14 protein-coding genes and 1 riboswitch are annotated in these 13,547 nt (G+C 60.5%); of the genes, 7 read left to right on the top strand and 7 right to left on the bottom strand.

Annotation, left to right across the window (positions count from 1 at the left end; genetic code table 11):
- Positions 1–13 precede the first annotated feature (13 nt).
- A riboswitch (S-adenosyl-L-homocysteine riboswitch) is annotated at positions 14–120 on the bottom strand.
- Between the two features lie 198 nt (positions 121–318).
- From N2A98_RS25000 to N2A98_RS24990, 3 genes are all read left to right on the top strand, one after another.
- A complete protein-coding gene (locus N2A98_RS25000; protein WP_003194988.1) occupies positions 319–723 on the top strand; it encodes a hotdog domain-containing protein in 405 nt (134 codons plus the stop codon).
- A 100-nt stretch (positions 724–823) separates the two neighbouring features.
- Positions 824–2,725, top strand: coding sequence for a patatin-like phospholipase family protein (locus N2A98_RS24995; RefSeq protein WP_275622771.1), 1,902 nt, complete (start codon positions 824–826; stop codon positions 2,723–2,725).
- 71 nt (positions 2,726–2,796) lie between these two features.
- Positions 2,797–3,687, top strand: a complete 891-nt coding sequence (locus N2A98_RS24990) for a formate/nitrite transporter family protein (RefSeq protein WP_057710258.1) — start codon at positions 2,797–2,799, stop codon at positions 3,685–3,687.
- Positions 3,688–3,706: 19 nt separating this feature from the next.
- Here N2A98_RS24990 and N2A98_RS24985 read toward each other — a convergent pair whose 3' ends face one another.
- Together N2A98_RS24985 and N2A98_RS24980 are read right to left on the bottom strand one after the other, a co-directional pair.
- Positions 3,707–4,996 carry a cation:dicarboxylase symporter family transporter gene (locus N2A98_RS24985; RefSeq protein WP_228391118.1) on the bottom strand — a complete coding sequence of 430 codons (1,290 nt, stop codon included), beginning with the start codon at positions 4,994–4,996 and terminating at the stop codon, positions 3,707–3,709.
- Positions 4,997–5,030: 34 nt separating this feature from the next.
- On the bottom strand, positions 5,031–5,444 hold the full coding sequence (locus N2A98_RS24980) for a VOC family protein (RefSeq protein ID WP_044271877.1): 414 nt from the start codon (positions 5,442–5,444) through the stop codon (positions 5,031–5,033).
- A 92-nt stretch (positions 5,445–5,536) separates the two neighbouring features.
- Here N2A98_RS24980 and N2A98_RS24975 point away from each other — a divergent pair, with 92 nt between their 5' ends.
- Positions 5,537–6,412 (top strand): LysR family transcriptional regulator, encoded by an 876-nt coding sequence (locus N2A98_RS24975; RefSeq protein WP_275622770.1) that lies wholly within the window; start codon positions 5,537–5,539, stop codon positions 6,410–6,412.
- Here N2A98_RS24975 and N2A98_RS24970 read toward each other — a convergent pair.
- On the bottom strand, positions 6,396–7,631 hold the full coding sequence (locus tag N2A98_RS24970; RefSeq protein WP_044271874.1) for a sodium:proton antiporter: 1,236 nt from the start codon (positions 7,629–7,631) through the stop codon (positions 6,396–6,398). The genes N2A98_RS24975 and N2A98_RS24970 overlap by 17 nt on opposite strands.
- Positions 7,632–7,734: 103 nt before the next feature.
- Between N2A98_RS24970 and N2A98_RS24965 the strand changes: the two genes are divergently transcribed.
- Positions 7,735–8,568 (top strand): EamA family transporter, encoded by an 834-nt coding sequence (locus N2A98_RS24965; protein ID WP_044271870.1) that lies wholly within the window; start codon positions 7,735–7,737, stop codon positions 8,566–8,568.
- A 29-nt stretch (positions 8,569–8,597) separates the two neighbouring features.
- Positions 8,598–8,984 (top strand): MAPEG family protein, encoded by a 387-nt coding sequence (locus N2A98_RS24960; protein WP_003194977.1) that lies wholly within the window; start codon positions 8,598–8,600, stop codon positions 8,982–8,984.
- A 124-nt stretch (positions 8,985–9,108) separates the two neighbouring features.
- On the opposite strand, the gene N2A98_RS24955 is transcribed toward N2A98_RS24960, so the two are convergent.
- Positions 9,109–10,302: an MltA domain-containing protein gene (locus N2A98_RS24955; protein WP_047711971.1), complete on the bottom strand. Its 1,194-nt coding sequence runs from the start codon at positions 10,300–10,302 to the stop codon at positions 9,109–9,111.
- Between the two features lie 129 nt (positions 10,303–10,431).
- Here N2A98_RS24955 and N2A98_RS24950 point away from each other — a divergent pair, with 129 nt between their 5' ends.
- Positions 10,432–10,881, top strand: coding sequence for a cytochrome c (locus N2A98_RS24950; protein ID WP_003194972.1), 450 nt, complete (start codon positions 10,432–10,434; stop codon positions 10,879–10,881).
- A gap of 6 nt (positions 10,882–10,887) precedes the next feature.
- Here the strand turns inward: N2A98_RS24950 and N2A98_RS24945 are convergent, their stop codons facing one another.
- The 3 genes from N2A98_RS24945 to N2A98_RS24935 form a co-directional block, all read right to left on the bottom strand.
- Positions 10,888–11,283: a DUF1090 domain-containing protein gene (locus tag N2A98_RS24945; protein ID WP_047711970.1), complete on the bottom strand. Its 396-nt coding sequence runs from the start codon at positions 11,281–11,283 to the stop codon at positions 10,888–10,890.
- A 39-nt stretch (positions 11,284–11,322) separates the two neighbouring features.
- Positions 11,323–12,984, bottom strand: coding sequence for an NAD-dependent DNA ligase LigB (gene ligB, locus N2A98_RS24940; protein WP_275622769.1), 1,662 nt, complete (start codon positions 12,982–12,984; stop codon positions 11,323–11,325).
- Positions 12,985–13,083: 99 nt separating this feature from the next.
- On the bottom strand, positions 13,084–13,434 hold the full coding sequence (locus tag N2A98_RS24935) for a DUF1090 family protein (protein WP_034133965.1): 351 nt from the start codon (positions 13,432–13,434) through the stop codon (positions 13,084–13,086).
- Positions 13,435–13,547: the final 113 nt, after the last annotated feature.

Raw genomic sequence — 13,547 nt, 5'->3', positions numbered from 1 at the left:
TCCATTCGTAGGGTGCGAATGGGCGCCGTTGTGCGTTTAGTATCAGGCCAGGGCAACCAGGCCGGACAACGCCCCATCCGAGCCTGACAGGTTGAACCTGCTGCAGCGCCCCTCGGACAGGTGGCGGGAGAACGGTATCAATCGAAGATGACCGTTTTGAAACGGAGGCGATTATAGCCGTGTAAGCGGCACTTCCCAAGCCTTTCTGTCGGCGGCATGAAGATCGCTCATGGGCCTGATAGCTAATGGCTCATAGAGCTTGGGCCCTGGCTCTGCCATGATGTTGCCCATCATTTGGCAAGACGCTTTGGAGTGATCATGAACTTCCACACCCGCAAATGGGTAAAACCCGAAGACCTCAACCCCAACGGCACCCTGTTCGGCGGCAGCTTGCTGCGCTGGATCGACGAAGAAGCGGCGATCTACGCGATTGTCCAACTCGGCAACCAGCGCGTGGTCACCAAGTACATCTCGGAAATCAACTTTGTCAGCGCCTCGCGCCAGGGCGACATCATCGAACTGGGCATCACCGCCACCGAGTTCGGCCGCACCTCCATCACCCTGACCTGTGAAGTGCGCAACAAGATCACGCGCAAAAGCATCCTGACCGTGGAAAAAATGGTCTTCGTCAACCTGGGCGAAGACGGATTGCCAGCGCCCCACGGTCGCACCGAGATCAAGTACGTAAAGGACCAGTTCAAGGACGACAGTCTTCCCGAGTAACACCTACGTGGCGTGATTTGCTTTACCAAATCATTCCAGATGGATCTATCCGAGGCTCTCTCATCACTCAGGCCTACACCCTGTAGAGAGAGCCTCGTGTATGAAAGTCTCCAATTCTGTTGTACAGAATCAGCCCCCTCAGCCTCAGACCACCGGCCAGGACGTCAAGACGCCTTTGGTCAAAGGTGTGGGCGAGCGCAACCTGAGTATTTATCGTCACAGTGACGGGCGGGTGGAGGTGGTGCTGTCACCGCCGCCGCCCGCTCACTTGGTACTCAGTGGCGGTGGCGCCAAGGGCATCGCCTTTCCAGGGATGGTGCAGGCGCTTGAAGAGGCCGACAAACTCAAAGGCGTCAAAGGGGTTTCCGGCTCTTCTGCCGGCGCGATTTCGGCAGCGCTACTCGCCAGCGGCATGGATGCCAAGGCCTTCACGCAACTGTCGAATAACCTTGACCTGCCCAGCCTGCTCAATAGCAAAGACCCGGTCACGGCGTGGTTGCAGGAGGCCAGTTCCCAGATCGGCAAATTCGTCGGGAAAGTGCCAGGGCCGGCGGGTAATATCTCTCAACTGCTGCTGACGTTGCTGCCGCGCCTGCAAACCGAGGGGCAGCCGCTGGAAGACTTGATTCGTAATGAATCACGTAAGTCTGTTCTGGCCCATATCGCGGGTATGCCCGCAGCCAACCGCCCCCCGGAAGTCACCGCAATTGCCGAACGGCTCAACGCTGGCGGTGGCCCCACTTTTCGCGAATTGGAGATCTTGAGCCGGCATATTCCGGCGATCAAGCAACTGAACATCACCGGCACGGGCATGTTCGACGGTCGCCCGCAGTTGGTGGTGTTCAATGCCAGCCTCACACCGGATATGGATATCGCCCGCGCCGCGCTTATTTCGGGGGCGCTGCCTGGGTTGTTCAAGAGCCCTTCCGAACAGGGCCACGGGTTTCAGGCTGCTTCAGAGGTCACGGCGTTTCAGGACGGCGGGTTGCTCCTCAATACCCCGGCGCCAGGCATTATTGAACGTTCTTTCCCGGAAAGCCCCTTGAACAAGGACGAAGCCCTGATCGTCAAGTTCGAGTCTGACAAACCTTCGGCGCCCCCCCAAAGCGGTGGTTTTTTCAGCTATCTGACTGACACGTTCACCGGCACGCCACACACCGCCGCTGAAAGCTATCAGGATGACCGGCTCAAAGCGTATTCGGAGCAAACCGTAACGCTGCCGTTGAACTCCGATAAAGGCGACTATCGCGGCCTGCTCGGTGGCACCGTCAACTTCACCATGACCTGCGAGCAGAAACAGCATTTGCAGGCCCAGGCCCGCCAGGCGGTGTCAGGGCATCTGCAAAAACGTGAGCTGGAGCGTGAGCGCCATGAATTCCCCTCGCTGAACGATGCCGTGATGGCGATGGATGATCACCTGCTCGCCAGCGTGCAGGACGAACTGCAGAAGGACCCGGCCGGCGCCGAGGCGTTGCGTTTTCGCAAAGACGCACAACAGGCGTTAAAGGCGTTGGACCGTGCGATTGCCGAAGCGAATCAATCCGATACGTCGCTGGTGATTACGCCAAAGATAGCCTCGGCGCTGCGCAATCTGGACGCCCTCGCCCGTAGACCCGAGGATATCGACTGGCTGGGCAAGCGCCTGAATGCGCCAGGCCAGCGTAATTTTCAGCAACTGCTGCAGGTGGGCAATGGCTCTGGCCTGTCCAAGGTGTTGAGCCGCGCCGTCACTGAAATGCAAAAACGCGATATCGGGGTGAAGGCAGCGAATTTTATCCGCGAAGTCATTTATCCCTCGCTATACCGCCCTGGTCAGCCCTCTGCCAACGTTGAGTTACTGCAACGCGCGGTGCGTGATTTGGGCGAGGCGACGACGCCGCAAGAGTTCAATCGTGTGCTTGATGGCATCGTCAAACACTACCGGGCGCGCAATAAACCGTGGGGTAAACCCTTGAGCTCTACCACCGTGGAGCAGGCCAAGGCTTGGCGTATTCCGGTTTAGTTGCGGTGCCACTGAACAGCCATCGTCGCGGCGTGTCGTAGCTACAGGCACCCCTTGGACTCTGGTACATCATGGCCACTCAAGCAGACGGCAAGACCCCCAACCTGTCGCAGGAAGAGCAGCAGGACGTTGATGACAACCAGCCGCCGCGCGCGGCTGTATTACACGAAATTATCCGCACCCAAGGCGACCAGGAGCTGGAACGCAGTGTGGCCGCGCTGTGGTGGTCGGCGCTGGCCGCCGGCTTGACCATGGGCCTGTCGCTGATGGGCATGGGCCTGCTCAATTCGCGCCTGCCGGATGGTGAGGAATTCAAGGTGATCGCCAGCTTTGGCTATTGCGCAGGCTTTCTCGCGGTGATTCTTGCCCGTCAGCAGTTGTTTACCGAGAACACCCTGACCGCCGTGCTGCCGGTGATGAGCAAGCCGACCCTGGCCAATGCCGCGCGCTTGTTGCGGCTGTGGACGGTGGTGCTGGTGGGCAACCTGTGTGGCACCTTGCTGGTGGCCTACGTAATGCTGCACCTGCCGATCTTCGATACCAAGACCGACCTGGCCTTCCTTGAGATCGGGCGCAAGGTCATGGAGAACGACCCCGCGCAGATGTTCGCCAAGGGCATTGTCTCCGGTTGGATGATCGCCACCATGGTCTGGATGATTCCGTCGATGGAGAGCGCCAAGCTGTGGATCATCATTCTGATCACCTACTTCATGGCACTGGGCGACTTCACCCATATCGTCGTCGGTTCAGCGGAAGTGTCCTACCTGGTGTTTGCCGGCGAGTTGCCGTGGAAGGATTTCTGGCTGGTCTTCGCCGGGCCGACCCTGGCGGGCAATATCATCGGCGGTAGTTTCATCTTTGCGTTGATCAGCCATGCGCAGGTTCGCAGCGAGGCGTCCGTGCCCGCTGTTGCTCAACCTCATACGCGGGCCAAGCTCCGTCAGGATAAGGACAAAGCCTGACATCACCCTGGCTGCCGCGTCAGGCCTTGAAAGGCACGCTGGGAGGTTCGGAGGCCGGCGTGCTGTCGGGTGCCCTGAGCTGGCCTTCCCAGCGTGCGATCACCAAGGGTGCCAATGCGTTGCCCAGTACGTTCAGTGCGGTGACGGGCATATCCATCAGCCGATAGATGCCTGCGATGATCGCCACGCCTTCCACCGGCAGCCCTGCGGCGGTCAAGGTCGCGGTCAGGATGATGAACATGAAACCTGGCACGCCTGCCGCGCCCTTTGATGTCAGCACCATGATCAAGACCAGCATGCCTTGATCCGCCAGGCTCAAGTCGATGCCATACGCCTGGGCGATGAACAGCGTGCCCAGTGCGGCAAACAGCGATGCGCCATCCAGATTGAACGAGTACCCCAGCGGGATCACCATGCTGGTAATGGGCCGTGGCGCGCCATAACGCTCCATCTTCTCGATCAGTTGAGGCATGACCGTCGCCGAGGCGGCGCTGCTGAAGGCCAGTAACAGTTCACTGCGTATTTCCCGCAGCAGGTGAAAAAAGCCGACGCCGGCCAAGCGTGCCACTGCCCCCAATACACACAGGGCAAACAAGAGCACCGCGACATAGGTGGTGCCGATCAGTTTTGCCAGCGGCAGCAACGCGCTGATGCCAAAGCTGGCGACGGTGACCGCGATCAAGCCGAAAATACCTATCGGCGAGTAGTGCATAACCAGGTGGGTGACTTTGAACATGGTGTCGGAGACGCCCTGCATCACGCTGATCAACGGCGCTTTGCGTTCCTCGGGCAACAACGACAAGGCACAACCGAACAGAATCGCGAAAAACAGCACCGAGAGCAGCTTGCCCTGCGACATGGCCAGGACGATGTTGTCCGGCACGATTGCCAGCAGTACCTGGCCCAGGTTCTGCGGGCTGCCGCTGGAGGCCAGCCCCGTGGCCGGTGCCTGCAGCGTGCTGCCGAATTCGGCGCCCGAGCCCGGCTGCACCACATTGCCAACCAGCAGGCCGAAGACGATGGCAATACTGGTGATGGTGAAGAAGTACACGAAGGTCTTCAGGCCGACGCGACCCAGGGCGGCCGGGTTGCCCATGCCGGCGATGCCGACGGTCATGCAGGCGAAGACGAGCGGCACGACGATCATCTTCATCAGCTTGATGAACAGGTCGCCCGCTGGTTGCAGCAGGTTGTCGATGAACCAGGCTTTTTGCTCGGGAAATTGGTTGAGCAGGATGCCGACGATTATCCCGGCAACCAGGCCGATCATAATGCGGGTGATGAGGCTGGTGGGTTTTCTGACGGTCATGGGGGTGGCCCTTATTGTTGTGGTTGTCAGGGATTTACTGGGCGAACAATCCTTCGAAGTGCTTGAACCCTTTCACCTCGATGGGATTACCGCTGGGGTCGAGGAAAAACATCGTGCGCTGCTCGCCTGGTTCGCCGGCAAAGCGGGTCACGGGTGGGATCTCGAAGCGTGTGCCCAGGCGGGTGAGGCGTTCGGCAAGCGTTAACCACTCATCAAGTGGCAGCACCACGCCCAGGTGCGGCATCAGTACCTGGTGCTCACCGACCAGGCCGGTACGTGTAGTTGGGAAGGGCGTACCCAGGTGCAGTGAAAGTTGATTGCCGAAAAAGTCGAAGTCGATCCAGGTCGCGCTGCACCGGCCCTCGGTGCAACCCAAAACATCTCGATAAAAAATGCGCGCCTCGTCTAAGTCATAAACATGGTATGCAGCGTGGAAGGGTCTGTTCATGGCTGGCTCTCCAGATGGGGAGCTGTCAGGTTAAACAGGCGGTGCCGCCAGGGTAAAACGGGTTTGCCTTGGTCTGAGCGAAAGGAAAACTTATGGATGTTCGATTCCTGAGGAGCCTGGTCGCTGTCATTGAAACCGGGTCTATAGCCGCTGCTGCACGGCGTGAAAACCGCAGTGCGGCGGCGATCAGCCAGCGGGTCAAGGCGCTTGAGCGCACGCTGGGTTGTACGTTGCTCATGCGCACCGCACATGCCGCGTGGCCTTCGGACCAATGCTTGCTGCTTTTGCCCAGAATCCAGGCCGTCATTGAACAGGCGCGCCAGTTGCAGGAGCACCTGAGCCAGGACGAGTTATCGGGGGAGATTAACATTGGGGCCATTTCCACGGCGCTGACCGGCGTCTTGCCCGGACTGATCGAGCGGCTGACAGTGTCGGCACCCAAGCTGAGGCTGAAGATCACACCCGGCGATTCCAGAAGTCTCTATGAGAAGTTGCTCAACCAGGAATTGGATGCAGCGATACTGGTGCGACCGCCGTTTCAACCGCCCAAAGCCTTGTCGATGGCTTTGCTGCGTGCCGAACCCTTGATTCTGATTGCGCCCGCCGAGTGGGGGGCGCAGTCACTGGCAGCCTTGTTAGGCGAACGACCGTTTATCCGCTATGACGCTCGCTCCTGGGGTGGGCAGATCGCCCAGCGTTTTCTCGATGAACAGTCCTTCGAGCCCGAGGTGTTATGTGAGCTGGATGCGCTGGAAACTATCCTGATGCTGGTCGCCCAGGGGATGGGGGTATCGTTGGTGCCGCAGTGGGCGGGCATGCCCTGCAACGGCATCCGTGTGTTACCGGCCGGCGACCGGCTGTGCTATGCACGCGAGATGGTGGTCATGTACAGCTCGACACCGCGCCGCTCGTTGGCGATGCGGCATCTGCTTGAAGTATTGCGCGGCGCGGTTACTGCGGCGCAGTGACACGGCTGACAACGCGACCAATCGTCAACCCCTGCAACAGGATCGAAGACAGCACCACGATGTAGGTGATGCTCAGCAACAAGTCGCGCTCCGGGCCCAAGGGCAGGGCCAAGGCCAGTGCCACCGAGACGCCGCCGCGCAGGCCACCCCAGGTGAGGATGCGGATTGTGCCGCGTGGCACCGTGCGCCAACGGCGCAGCAACAGGATCGCCGGGGCCACGGTGAGCAGGCGCGAGAGCAGGATCGCCACCGCCAGCAGGCTGGCCGCGAACACGTGCAGCCAGTTGAATGGCAATAGCAGCAGCTCCATGCCGATCAGCGCAAACAGCAGCGCGTTGAGCATGTCATCGAGCAGTTCCCAGAAACCATCCAGATAGCGACGCGTCATGTCGTTCATCGCCAGCTTGCGCCCCAGGTTGCCGATGATCAGCCCCGCGACCACCATCGCAATCGGTGCGGACACATGCAGTTCCGAAGCCATGGCCGAGCCGCCGATCACCAGGGCGAGGGTCAGCATGACTTCGATCTGGTGCTGTTCGATGCTCTTGATCATCAGGTACACGAGGTAGCCGATCAGCCCGCCAAACAGCACGCCGCCAATGGCTTCGTGGGCAAACAGCATGGCCGTGGCGCCGACGGTGGGCGTCTCACCCAACTGCGCGATGCCCAGCAGCACGGTAAACACCACCACGGCGGTGCCGTCATTGAATAGCGACTCGCCGACGATAGTGGTTTTCAGCGGTTTGGAGGCATTGGCGGTCCGCAGCACGCCGAGCACCGCAATGGGGTCGGTGGGGGAAATCAGCGCGCCGAACAGCAGGCAATAAAGGAAACTCACGTGCCAGCCAAACAGGGCGAAGATGTAGTACGCCAGGCTGCCGATCACCACGGTGGCGATCAACACGCCAAAGGTTGCCAGCAGGCCGATGGGCCAGCGGTAGCTGCGCAAGTCGTTCAGGTTGACGTGCAAGGCGCCGGCGAACAGCAGGAACGACAGCATCCAGTTCATCAGCAAATCGCCGAAGTCGATCTGGCCGATCAACTGCTGGATGCGTTCTTCCAAGCCCGGGTAGCCGAGCACGCTCAGGCCTTGCAGGATCAGCGAGAACAACAGTGCGGTGACCATCACGCCGATGGTGGGCGGCAGGCCGATAAAGCGAAAGTTCACATAAGTGAGCAGGGTGGTGAGGCAGATGAAGGCGGCGACAAGTTCAAGCATCCGGGGTCCTTGGAGCGGGGGAATATAGGCGCACGAGGTGCGTCGAATCGGGGTTTAGTATAAACAGGTGCTGTTACATGACGTATCAATTAAGGAGGTTCTAGTGATAGCGACAGCCCTGGTGCTGGTAGCGGCGCTGTTGCATGCGACGTGGAATACCTTGATCAAGTTCAGTGGCGAGCGCCTTTTGGTCATCGCCTGCATGGACAGTGTGGCGCTGCTGTTCGTGGCAGTGGCGGTGGGGTTCGTGTCCTTGCCGCCGTTGGACATCTGGCCGTGGATCGCGGCCTCGGCGCTGTTTGAATTGCTCTATCGCTATTTGTTGATCCAGGCCTATCGGGTGGGGGACCTGGGCCTGGTATATCCGTTGATGCGCGGTTTGTCGCCGTTGGTGGTGCTGGTGCTGACGCTGGTGTTTGCTGGCGAAGTGCTGAGCACCCAGCAGATTCTGGGGATCCTGCTGATCCCGTTCGGCATGGTATGCCTGTTGTGGCAGGGCGGCGGCGGTGACCGGTTGCCCTGGTCGATGCTGCCGGTGGTGTTGCTGATTGGCCTGTGCATCGGCTGCTACACCTTTCTGGACGGGCAGGCGCTGCGGCGCTGGTCGCACCCGTTGGATTACCTGGTGTGGCTGACGCTGATCAGCGCCTGGCCGTTTCCGTTGCTGGCCCTGGTGCGCAAGCGTGCAGCCTTCAGCCTGTTCTGGCGCACCCAGTGGCGGTTGGGCTTGAGCGTGGGGCTGTGCGTGTTGTTGAGCTACGCTTTGGTACTTTGGGCCATGCAGTTGGGCTCGATTGCCGAAGCCGCCGCGCTGCGCGAAGTCAGTGTGATTCTGGTAGTGCTGTTCGGCATGCGTTACTTGAAAGAACCTTTTGGCCGTCCACGGCTCATAGCCTGTGGGTTGGTGTTGATTGGCATGTTGGTGATGAAACTCTAACCGTCGGATAAAACTAAAAGGAATCGGTGATGACAGTCGCTTTATGGTGTGTGTTGATCGCAATTTTTCTGCCGTACATTTGCACCGGTGTGGCCAAGTTCAGTACAGGCAAGTTCGGGCCACGGGATAACCACGACCCGCGTGCCTTCCTCGATAGCCTGGAAGGCGTTGCCAAGCGTGCGCATAGCGCGCAACTCAACAGTTTCGAAGTGACCCCTGCGTTTGCCGCCGCAGTGATCGTTGCGCACCTGGCCGGCAACGCCGACCTGGTGACGATCAACGTGCTGGCAGTACTGTTTATCACCAGCCGCCTGCTGTACATCATCTGCTACCTGGCGGACTGGGCGATCTTGCGTTCGCTGGTGTGGGCCGTGGGTATGGCGTTGATTGCGAGTTTCTTCTTCGTTTCGATGTAAGGGGTGCTGTAGGAGCGAGCTTGCTCGCGAAGAACGCCAACGATAACGCGTGCTTACTGAGTAAGCGCGGCGCCTGTGAGTTTTTCGCGAGCAAGCTCGCTCCTACAAAAAGCCCCAGCGGTTGTCAGGTGCCGGCAGGCGCATCCGGCACCTGTGGCAACGCCGCGCCTTTGGGCCACAGCATCCAGATCTGCCCTTGCTGTTTCATATTCCCCGCCAACTCGCCTGCTGCATTGCCTGTGCCCCAGAACAAATCTGCGCGCACTTCGCCGGTGATTGCGCCGCCGGTGTCCTGGGCTGCGACCGGGCGTGCCAGTGGCGTGCCGTCTGGTTTGGTGGTCGACAACCACAACAGGCTGCCCAGCGGAATCACCTTGCGATCCACCGCCACACTGTAGCCGGCGGTCAATGGCACGTTCAGCGAACCACGCGGGCCTTCGTTGCTGTCGGGGCGGGCGCTGAAGAATACGTAGCTGGGGTTGCTCGCCAGCAGTTCTGGAATGCGCTGCGGGTGGGCCTTGGCCCAGGCGCTGATGGCGCCCATGGTCACGTCTTCTTTTTTCAGCTCGCCTTGTTCCACCAGCCAGCGGCCGATAGGGCGGTACGGGTAGCCGTTCTGGTCGCCGTAACCCACACGCAGTTGGCGCCCGCCGGCCAGTTGGATACGCCCCGAGCCCTGGATCTGCAGGAATTGCAGGTCCATCGGGTCGGTCAGCCAGGCGATCGGCTTGGCGGTGGAGCCTTGGCTGTTGAGGGTGCTGGCATCGTCATAAGGCTTGAGCACGCGACCTTCCAGGCGCCCGCGCAGGCGCTTGCCCTTGAGTTCCGGGTAGATGCTCTCGAGGTTGACGATGATCAGGTCGTCCGGCACGCCGTATACCGGCACATGGGCGGTGGCGGTCTTGGTCAGGCTGCCGGGGTAGACCGGCTCGTAATAGCCCGTGATCAAGCCGTTTGGCGTGTTGTCTGCCGAGCGCAGGCCGAAGACATCCAGATGTTCCTTGAGAAAACTACGAACCGCCACGGCATCGCCCGGTACGCTGGCCGCGGCCGCGCAGGTCGCGCCCCAGATCGGGTCGGCCTTGAGGCGCTGGCAGGCGCTGCGCCAGGATTCAAACCCGGCGAGCAAGTCGCTGTCGGAAACGCTCGGCAGGGCTTCCCACGGTGCGCTCACATAGGTGGCAACGGCGTGAGGTTTGGTTGGCTCCTGGGCAACTTGTTTGCCGGTGTCTTTACCGCCATCGCAGCCGGCCAGTAGCGCGAACATCGGCAGAGCCCACGCCAGGCGCCGGCTCCAGGGTTTGAAGGTGACATTCATGTAGGTAGTTCCTGAAACGATTGCCCGTGCTTCACTGCATCCGGGCAACCCTTATTATTAATAGGGCTATTGGTCTTTGTGGGCGGTGCGAGGATACTGGCCGCCGTTTCCCGTGACCTTGAAGCCATGATGATGTTAAAAAAATTGACTGTTGTATTGCTGGCCTGCCTGGCGGTGTCTGCCTGTGGCGGTGTTGATCCCAATTCCCCGCTGGGCCAGCGCAAGGCGATCTTCAAGCAGATGCTCAAGACCGGTGAAGACCTGGGTGGCATGCTGCGCGGGCGTATCCCATTCGATGGCGCCAAGTTCGCCGAGGGTGCGGTCAAGCTGGATGCGTTGTCCCATGAGCCGTGGAAACATTTCCCGAGCGTGCGCGAAGAAGACCACACCAGTGCCAAGGATGATGTGTGGCAAAAACAGGCGCAGTTCCAGCAACTGGCCCGTGACCTTGAGGCGGCCACCGGTGAATTGGTGATCGCCAGCCAGGTGCAGCCTTATAAAGCCAGCAACCTTCAACCTGCGGTGCAAAAAGTTGAAGATGCCTGCAGCGCCTGCCATAAGCAATTCCGCGATCATTGATCGGTTTTACTGGTCGAGTTCTTCCACCGCGTCTTGCAGCTCTTTACGCGATTCGGCCAGCTTCTCCTTACGCTTGTTGATCTTGTCCGGGTCACCTTTCTTCATGGCCTTGTCGAGGTCGGCCTGACGGCGGCTGACTTCATGCTTGGCGTCGAGCACCTTGTTTTCACGCTCTTTTTTCAAGCTGGCATCGGTGCAGTGAGCGGTGACTTCGGCCAGGGCTTTTTCCAGGCCGGCCTGTTGGGCGCTGTTGCCGTGGGCCTTGGCCTGTTCGATCTGGCTGTTGATGGCCTGGCGCTTGGCGGCGCAGCCGGTGAGCGGTTGCGCGTCTTCGGCGGCCAACAGTGGCGTGCTCATGAGGCCTGCGAGGGTCAGCAAGGCAAAGGGGGCAAGAAATTTCATATAAAGCTCCAAGTTCGCAATCAGGTGGCCGGGTGGTGTTCAAAACCCATCTACCCCGGCTGCGCGTAATGTTTCAGCCATGGCTTGTACCTGCGGGTCGCGAAAAAAAGCGCTGAGTTGCGCTGCGCGTCCCGGGCCTATGCCATCTGAGGCCAGCCAGGCTTGGGTGTCTTTGGCGACCAGCGTCTGCCAGTTGCCTTCCAGGTTGTTGCGCGCCGCTGGCGGTATGCCCAAGGCGCAGAGCCATTGTAAAAAAGGGCGTTGCCGGGCGCTTTGAATACTGTCGAGCACCCGCGCACGGGTACGCTCGCCTAAGCCCTCAATGGTAGCAAGCTCGGCCGCATCCAGGGTTAACCAATCGAGAAAGCCTGCGATTAGACCCGCCTGGATCAATACGTTCCAGGTTTCACGGCCCATATGGGGCAAGGCCAGGCCGTGTTTGCCGCTCAACCAGGTGAGGCGGGCGAGCAGTTGATCTTCGCAACCGGGGTCCAGTTGCCAGCAGCTCAAGGCGTGGAAGTCTTGAGGGTTGGGGACCTGCACGTCCACGCGTGTCTTGTTGCGCAGGATCACCTCGTCCAGCCGCGGTATCACCTGGCCCGCCAGGCTGATCGACACATGATCGCCGGGGCGGATATCCAGGGCTTGCCAGCGTTTGAGCGAGCTGACGCTAACCCGGCTGATCTGCCGATCATCCAGCCGTACGGGCTCCAGTTCGAGGATTGGGGTAATGCGCCCGGTGCGCCCCACCCTGAACTGCACCTTGCGCACCAGCGCCAGTGCCTTGATGGCCGGGTACTTCCAGGCAACCGACCAGTAAGGCGCAGTGGCTTGCCAGCGCTCGGCGGGCGCTCGCGCAGCCTGGTGCAGCACCACGCCATCGCTGGCGAAGGGCAATGGCGCGTTGTACCAATGGGTACGCCAATGCGCGGCTTCGCTGATGGTGCCGACGGGCTGGCTGTACTGTTGACTGTCGGTGAACCCCCAGCGCGCCAGGGTGGCCAGGCGTTCGGTGAAGTCCGCCGGGCCGTCGGGCCACGCCCACACGAACAGGCCGATCCCTGCCGCCTCGGCATCGTTCAACTGGCGACGGTTCATCAGGCCGGCCACTTTGCTGCGGGCATTGAGCCCGCCCTTGAGCGATTGCACATGGTGGTCGAGGCGCCAATAGAGTTCGCCTTGCAGCACCACATCAACGGCGTCGGGCAGTTGCTGGACAATGCCGGGGATCTTGGCGGCGGAGGTTGACCAGTCGTGACCCAGCAGGCCGTCGCCCCGACTGATGAGCTGGTGCAAGCGGCCCTGGCGATACACCAGGGTCACCGCAACGCCATCCACCTTGGGTTGCACCCAGACATCCTGTCGAGTGGTGAGCCAGTCACTGACGGCCGGCTCGCTCGGCAGCTTTTGCAAACCCGTGTGCGCGACCGGATGACGTAAGGTGCCGCGCGCCCTGGCCAGTGGGTTATCAGCCTTGGGTGTCTGCTGGCGGGCGCATTCCTGCCAATGCGCCAGGCGTGTGCGGGCCTGGTCGTAGAGCTCGTCGCTGATCAGGGATTGGCCCTGTCGATGGTAGCTGTCGTCCCACTGCTGGATTTGCCTGGACAAGGTTTCCAACTGTGAGTGAACGTCATCGGGGCAGGTTTCGGCCCAGGCCCAGGCTGGCAGGGCGCTTATGAGAACAGCCAGTAAGACTTGCATCAGGAGCATCCTTGCTCGAAAAAGGATGCCCAGCCTAAGTGATCCACGCGCCCACAAAAAAGCCCCGACCGAGCGGGGCTTTTTACCGGGTATTTCTGTTTACTTGAACAGGCCGCCCAAGGCCTTCACAGCGTCGTTGTTTTCAGCCTTGGCCTGCTGCTTTTGCTGCTTGGCGTCGACTTTTGCCTGGCTGTCGGCGAGTTTGTTGCAAGCTTTGTTGACCTGCTCCAGCGCAGCCTCATACGCCCGCACTTTCAACAGATCGTTCTTGGCATTGGCCGCGTCGATCTTGGCTTGCAGGTCTTTGGGTTGCTGCTGGCAGTCGCCGGCATTGCCGCCACCGAGCTGGGCACTCAGGGCGCCGCTCAGCGCGTTCAGGTCAGCGGCCTGGGCTGGCAGGGTGAACAGGCTGAGCAGAAGGGCGGCAGGGGCGAGTGTGCAAATGCGCATGAAAACCTCAATGTTAGATTGCCTGCGCGCTTATCCATCCCGGGCGGGCGCAGTGCAATATCCAAGTAAGGTGAAGGGCCCGAGAGGGCGCGGATTCTAGTGGGCCATCATTT

The sequence above is a fragment of the Pseudomonas sp. FJ2-5-13 genome (assembly GCF_029201605.1).
In the GTDB taxonomy this organism is placed as follows: domain Bacteria; phylum Pseudomonadota; class Gammaproteobacteria; order Pseudomonadales; family Pseudomonadaceae; genus Aquipseudomonas; species Aquipseudomonas lactis.
Note: the sequence above shows the minus strand (reverse complement) of the source record. Positions and strands in the feature narration are given on the sequence as shown.

What these genes read in the sequence shown, in the direction of transcription:
- N2A98_RS25000 (WP_003194988.1), top strand. Translation starts at nt 319, where the DNA reads ATGAACTTCCACACCCGCAAATGGGTAAAACCCGAAGACCTCAACCCC.
- N2A98_RS24995 (WP_275622771.1), top strand. Translation starts at nt 824, where the DNA reads ATGAAAGTCTCCAATTCTGTTGTACAGAATCAGCCCCCTCAGCCTCAG.
- N2A98_RS24990 (WP_057710258.1), top strand. Translation starts at nt 2,797, where the DNA reads ATGGCCACTCAAGCAGACGGCAAGACCCCCAACCTGTCGCAGGAAGAG.
- N2A98_RS24985 (WP_228391118.1), bottom strand. Translation starts at nt 4,996, where the DNA reads ATGACCGTCAGAAAACCCACCAGCCTCATCACCCGCATTATGATCGGC.
- N2A98_RS24980 (WP_044271877.1), bottom strand. Translation starts at nt 5,444, where the DNA reads ATGAACAGACCCTTCCACGCTGCATACCATGTTTATGACTTAGACGAG.
- N2A98_RS24975 (WP_275622770.1), top strand. Translation starts at nt 5,537, where the DNA reads ATGGATGTTCGATTCCTGAGGAGCCTGGTCGCTGTCATTGAAACCGGG.
- N2A98_RS24970 (WP_044271874.1), bottom strand. Translation starts at nt 7,631, where the DNA reads ATGCTTGAACTTGTCGCCGCCTTCATCTGCCTCACCACCCTGCTCACT.
- N2A98_RS24960 (WP_003194977.1), top strand. Translation starts at nt 8,598, where the DNA reads ATGACAGTCGCTTTATGGTGTGTGTTGATCGCAATTTTTCTGCCGTAC.
- N2A98_RS24955 (WP_047711971.1), bottom strand. Translation starts at nt 10,302, where the DNA reads ATGAATGTCACCTTCAAACCCTGGAGCCGGCGCCTGGCGTGGGCTCTG.
- N2A98_RS24950 (WP_003194972.1), top strand. Translation starts at nt 10,432, where the DNA reads ATGATGTTAAAAAAATTGACTGTTGTATTGCTGGCCTGCCTGGCGGTG.
- N2A98_RS24945 (WP_047711970.1), bottom strand. Translation starts at nt 11,283, where the DNA reads ATGAAATTTCTTGCCCCCTTTGCCTTGCTGACCCTCGCAGGCCTCATG.
- ligB (WP_275622769.1), bottom strand. Translation starts at nt 12,984, where the DNA reads ATGCAAGTCTTACTGGCTGTTCTCATAAGCGCCCTGCCAGCCTGGGCC.
- N2A98_RS24935 (WP_034133965.1), bottom strand. Translation starts at nt 13,434, where the DNA reads ATGCGCATTTGCACACTCGCCCCTGCCGCCCTTCTGCTCAGCCTGTTC.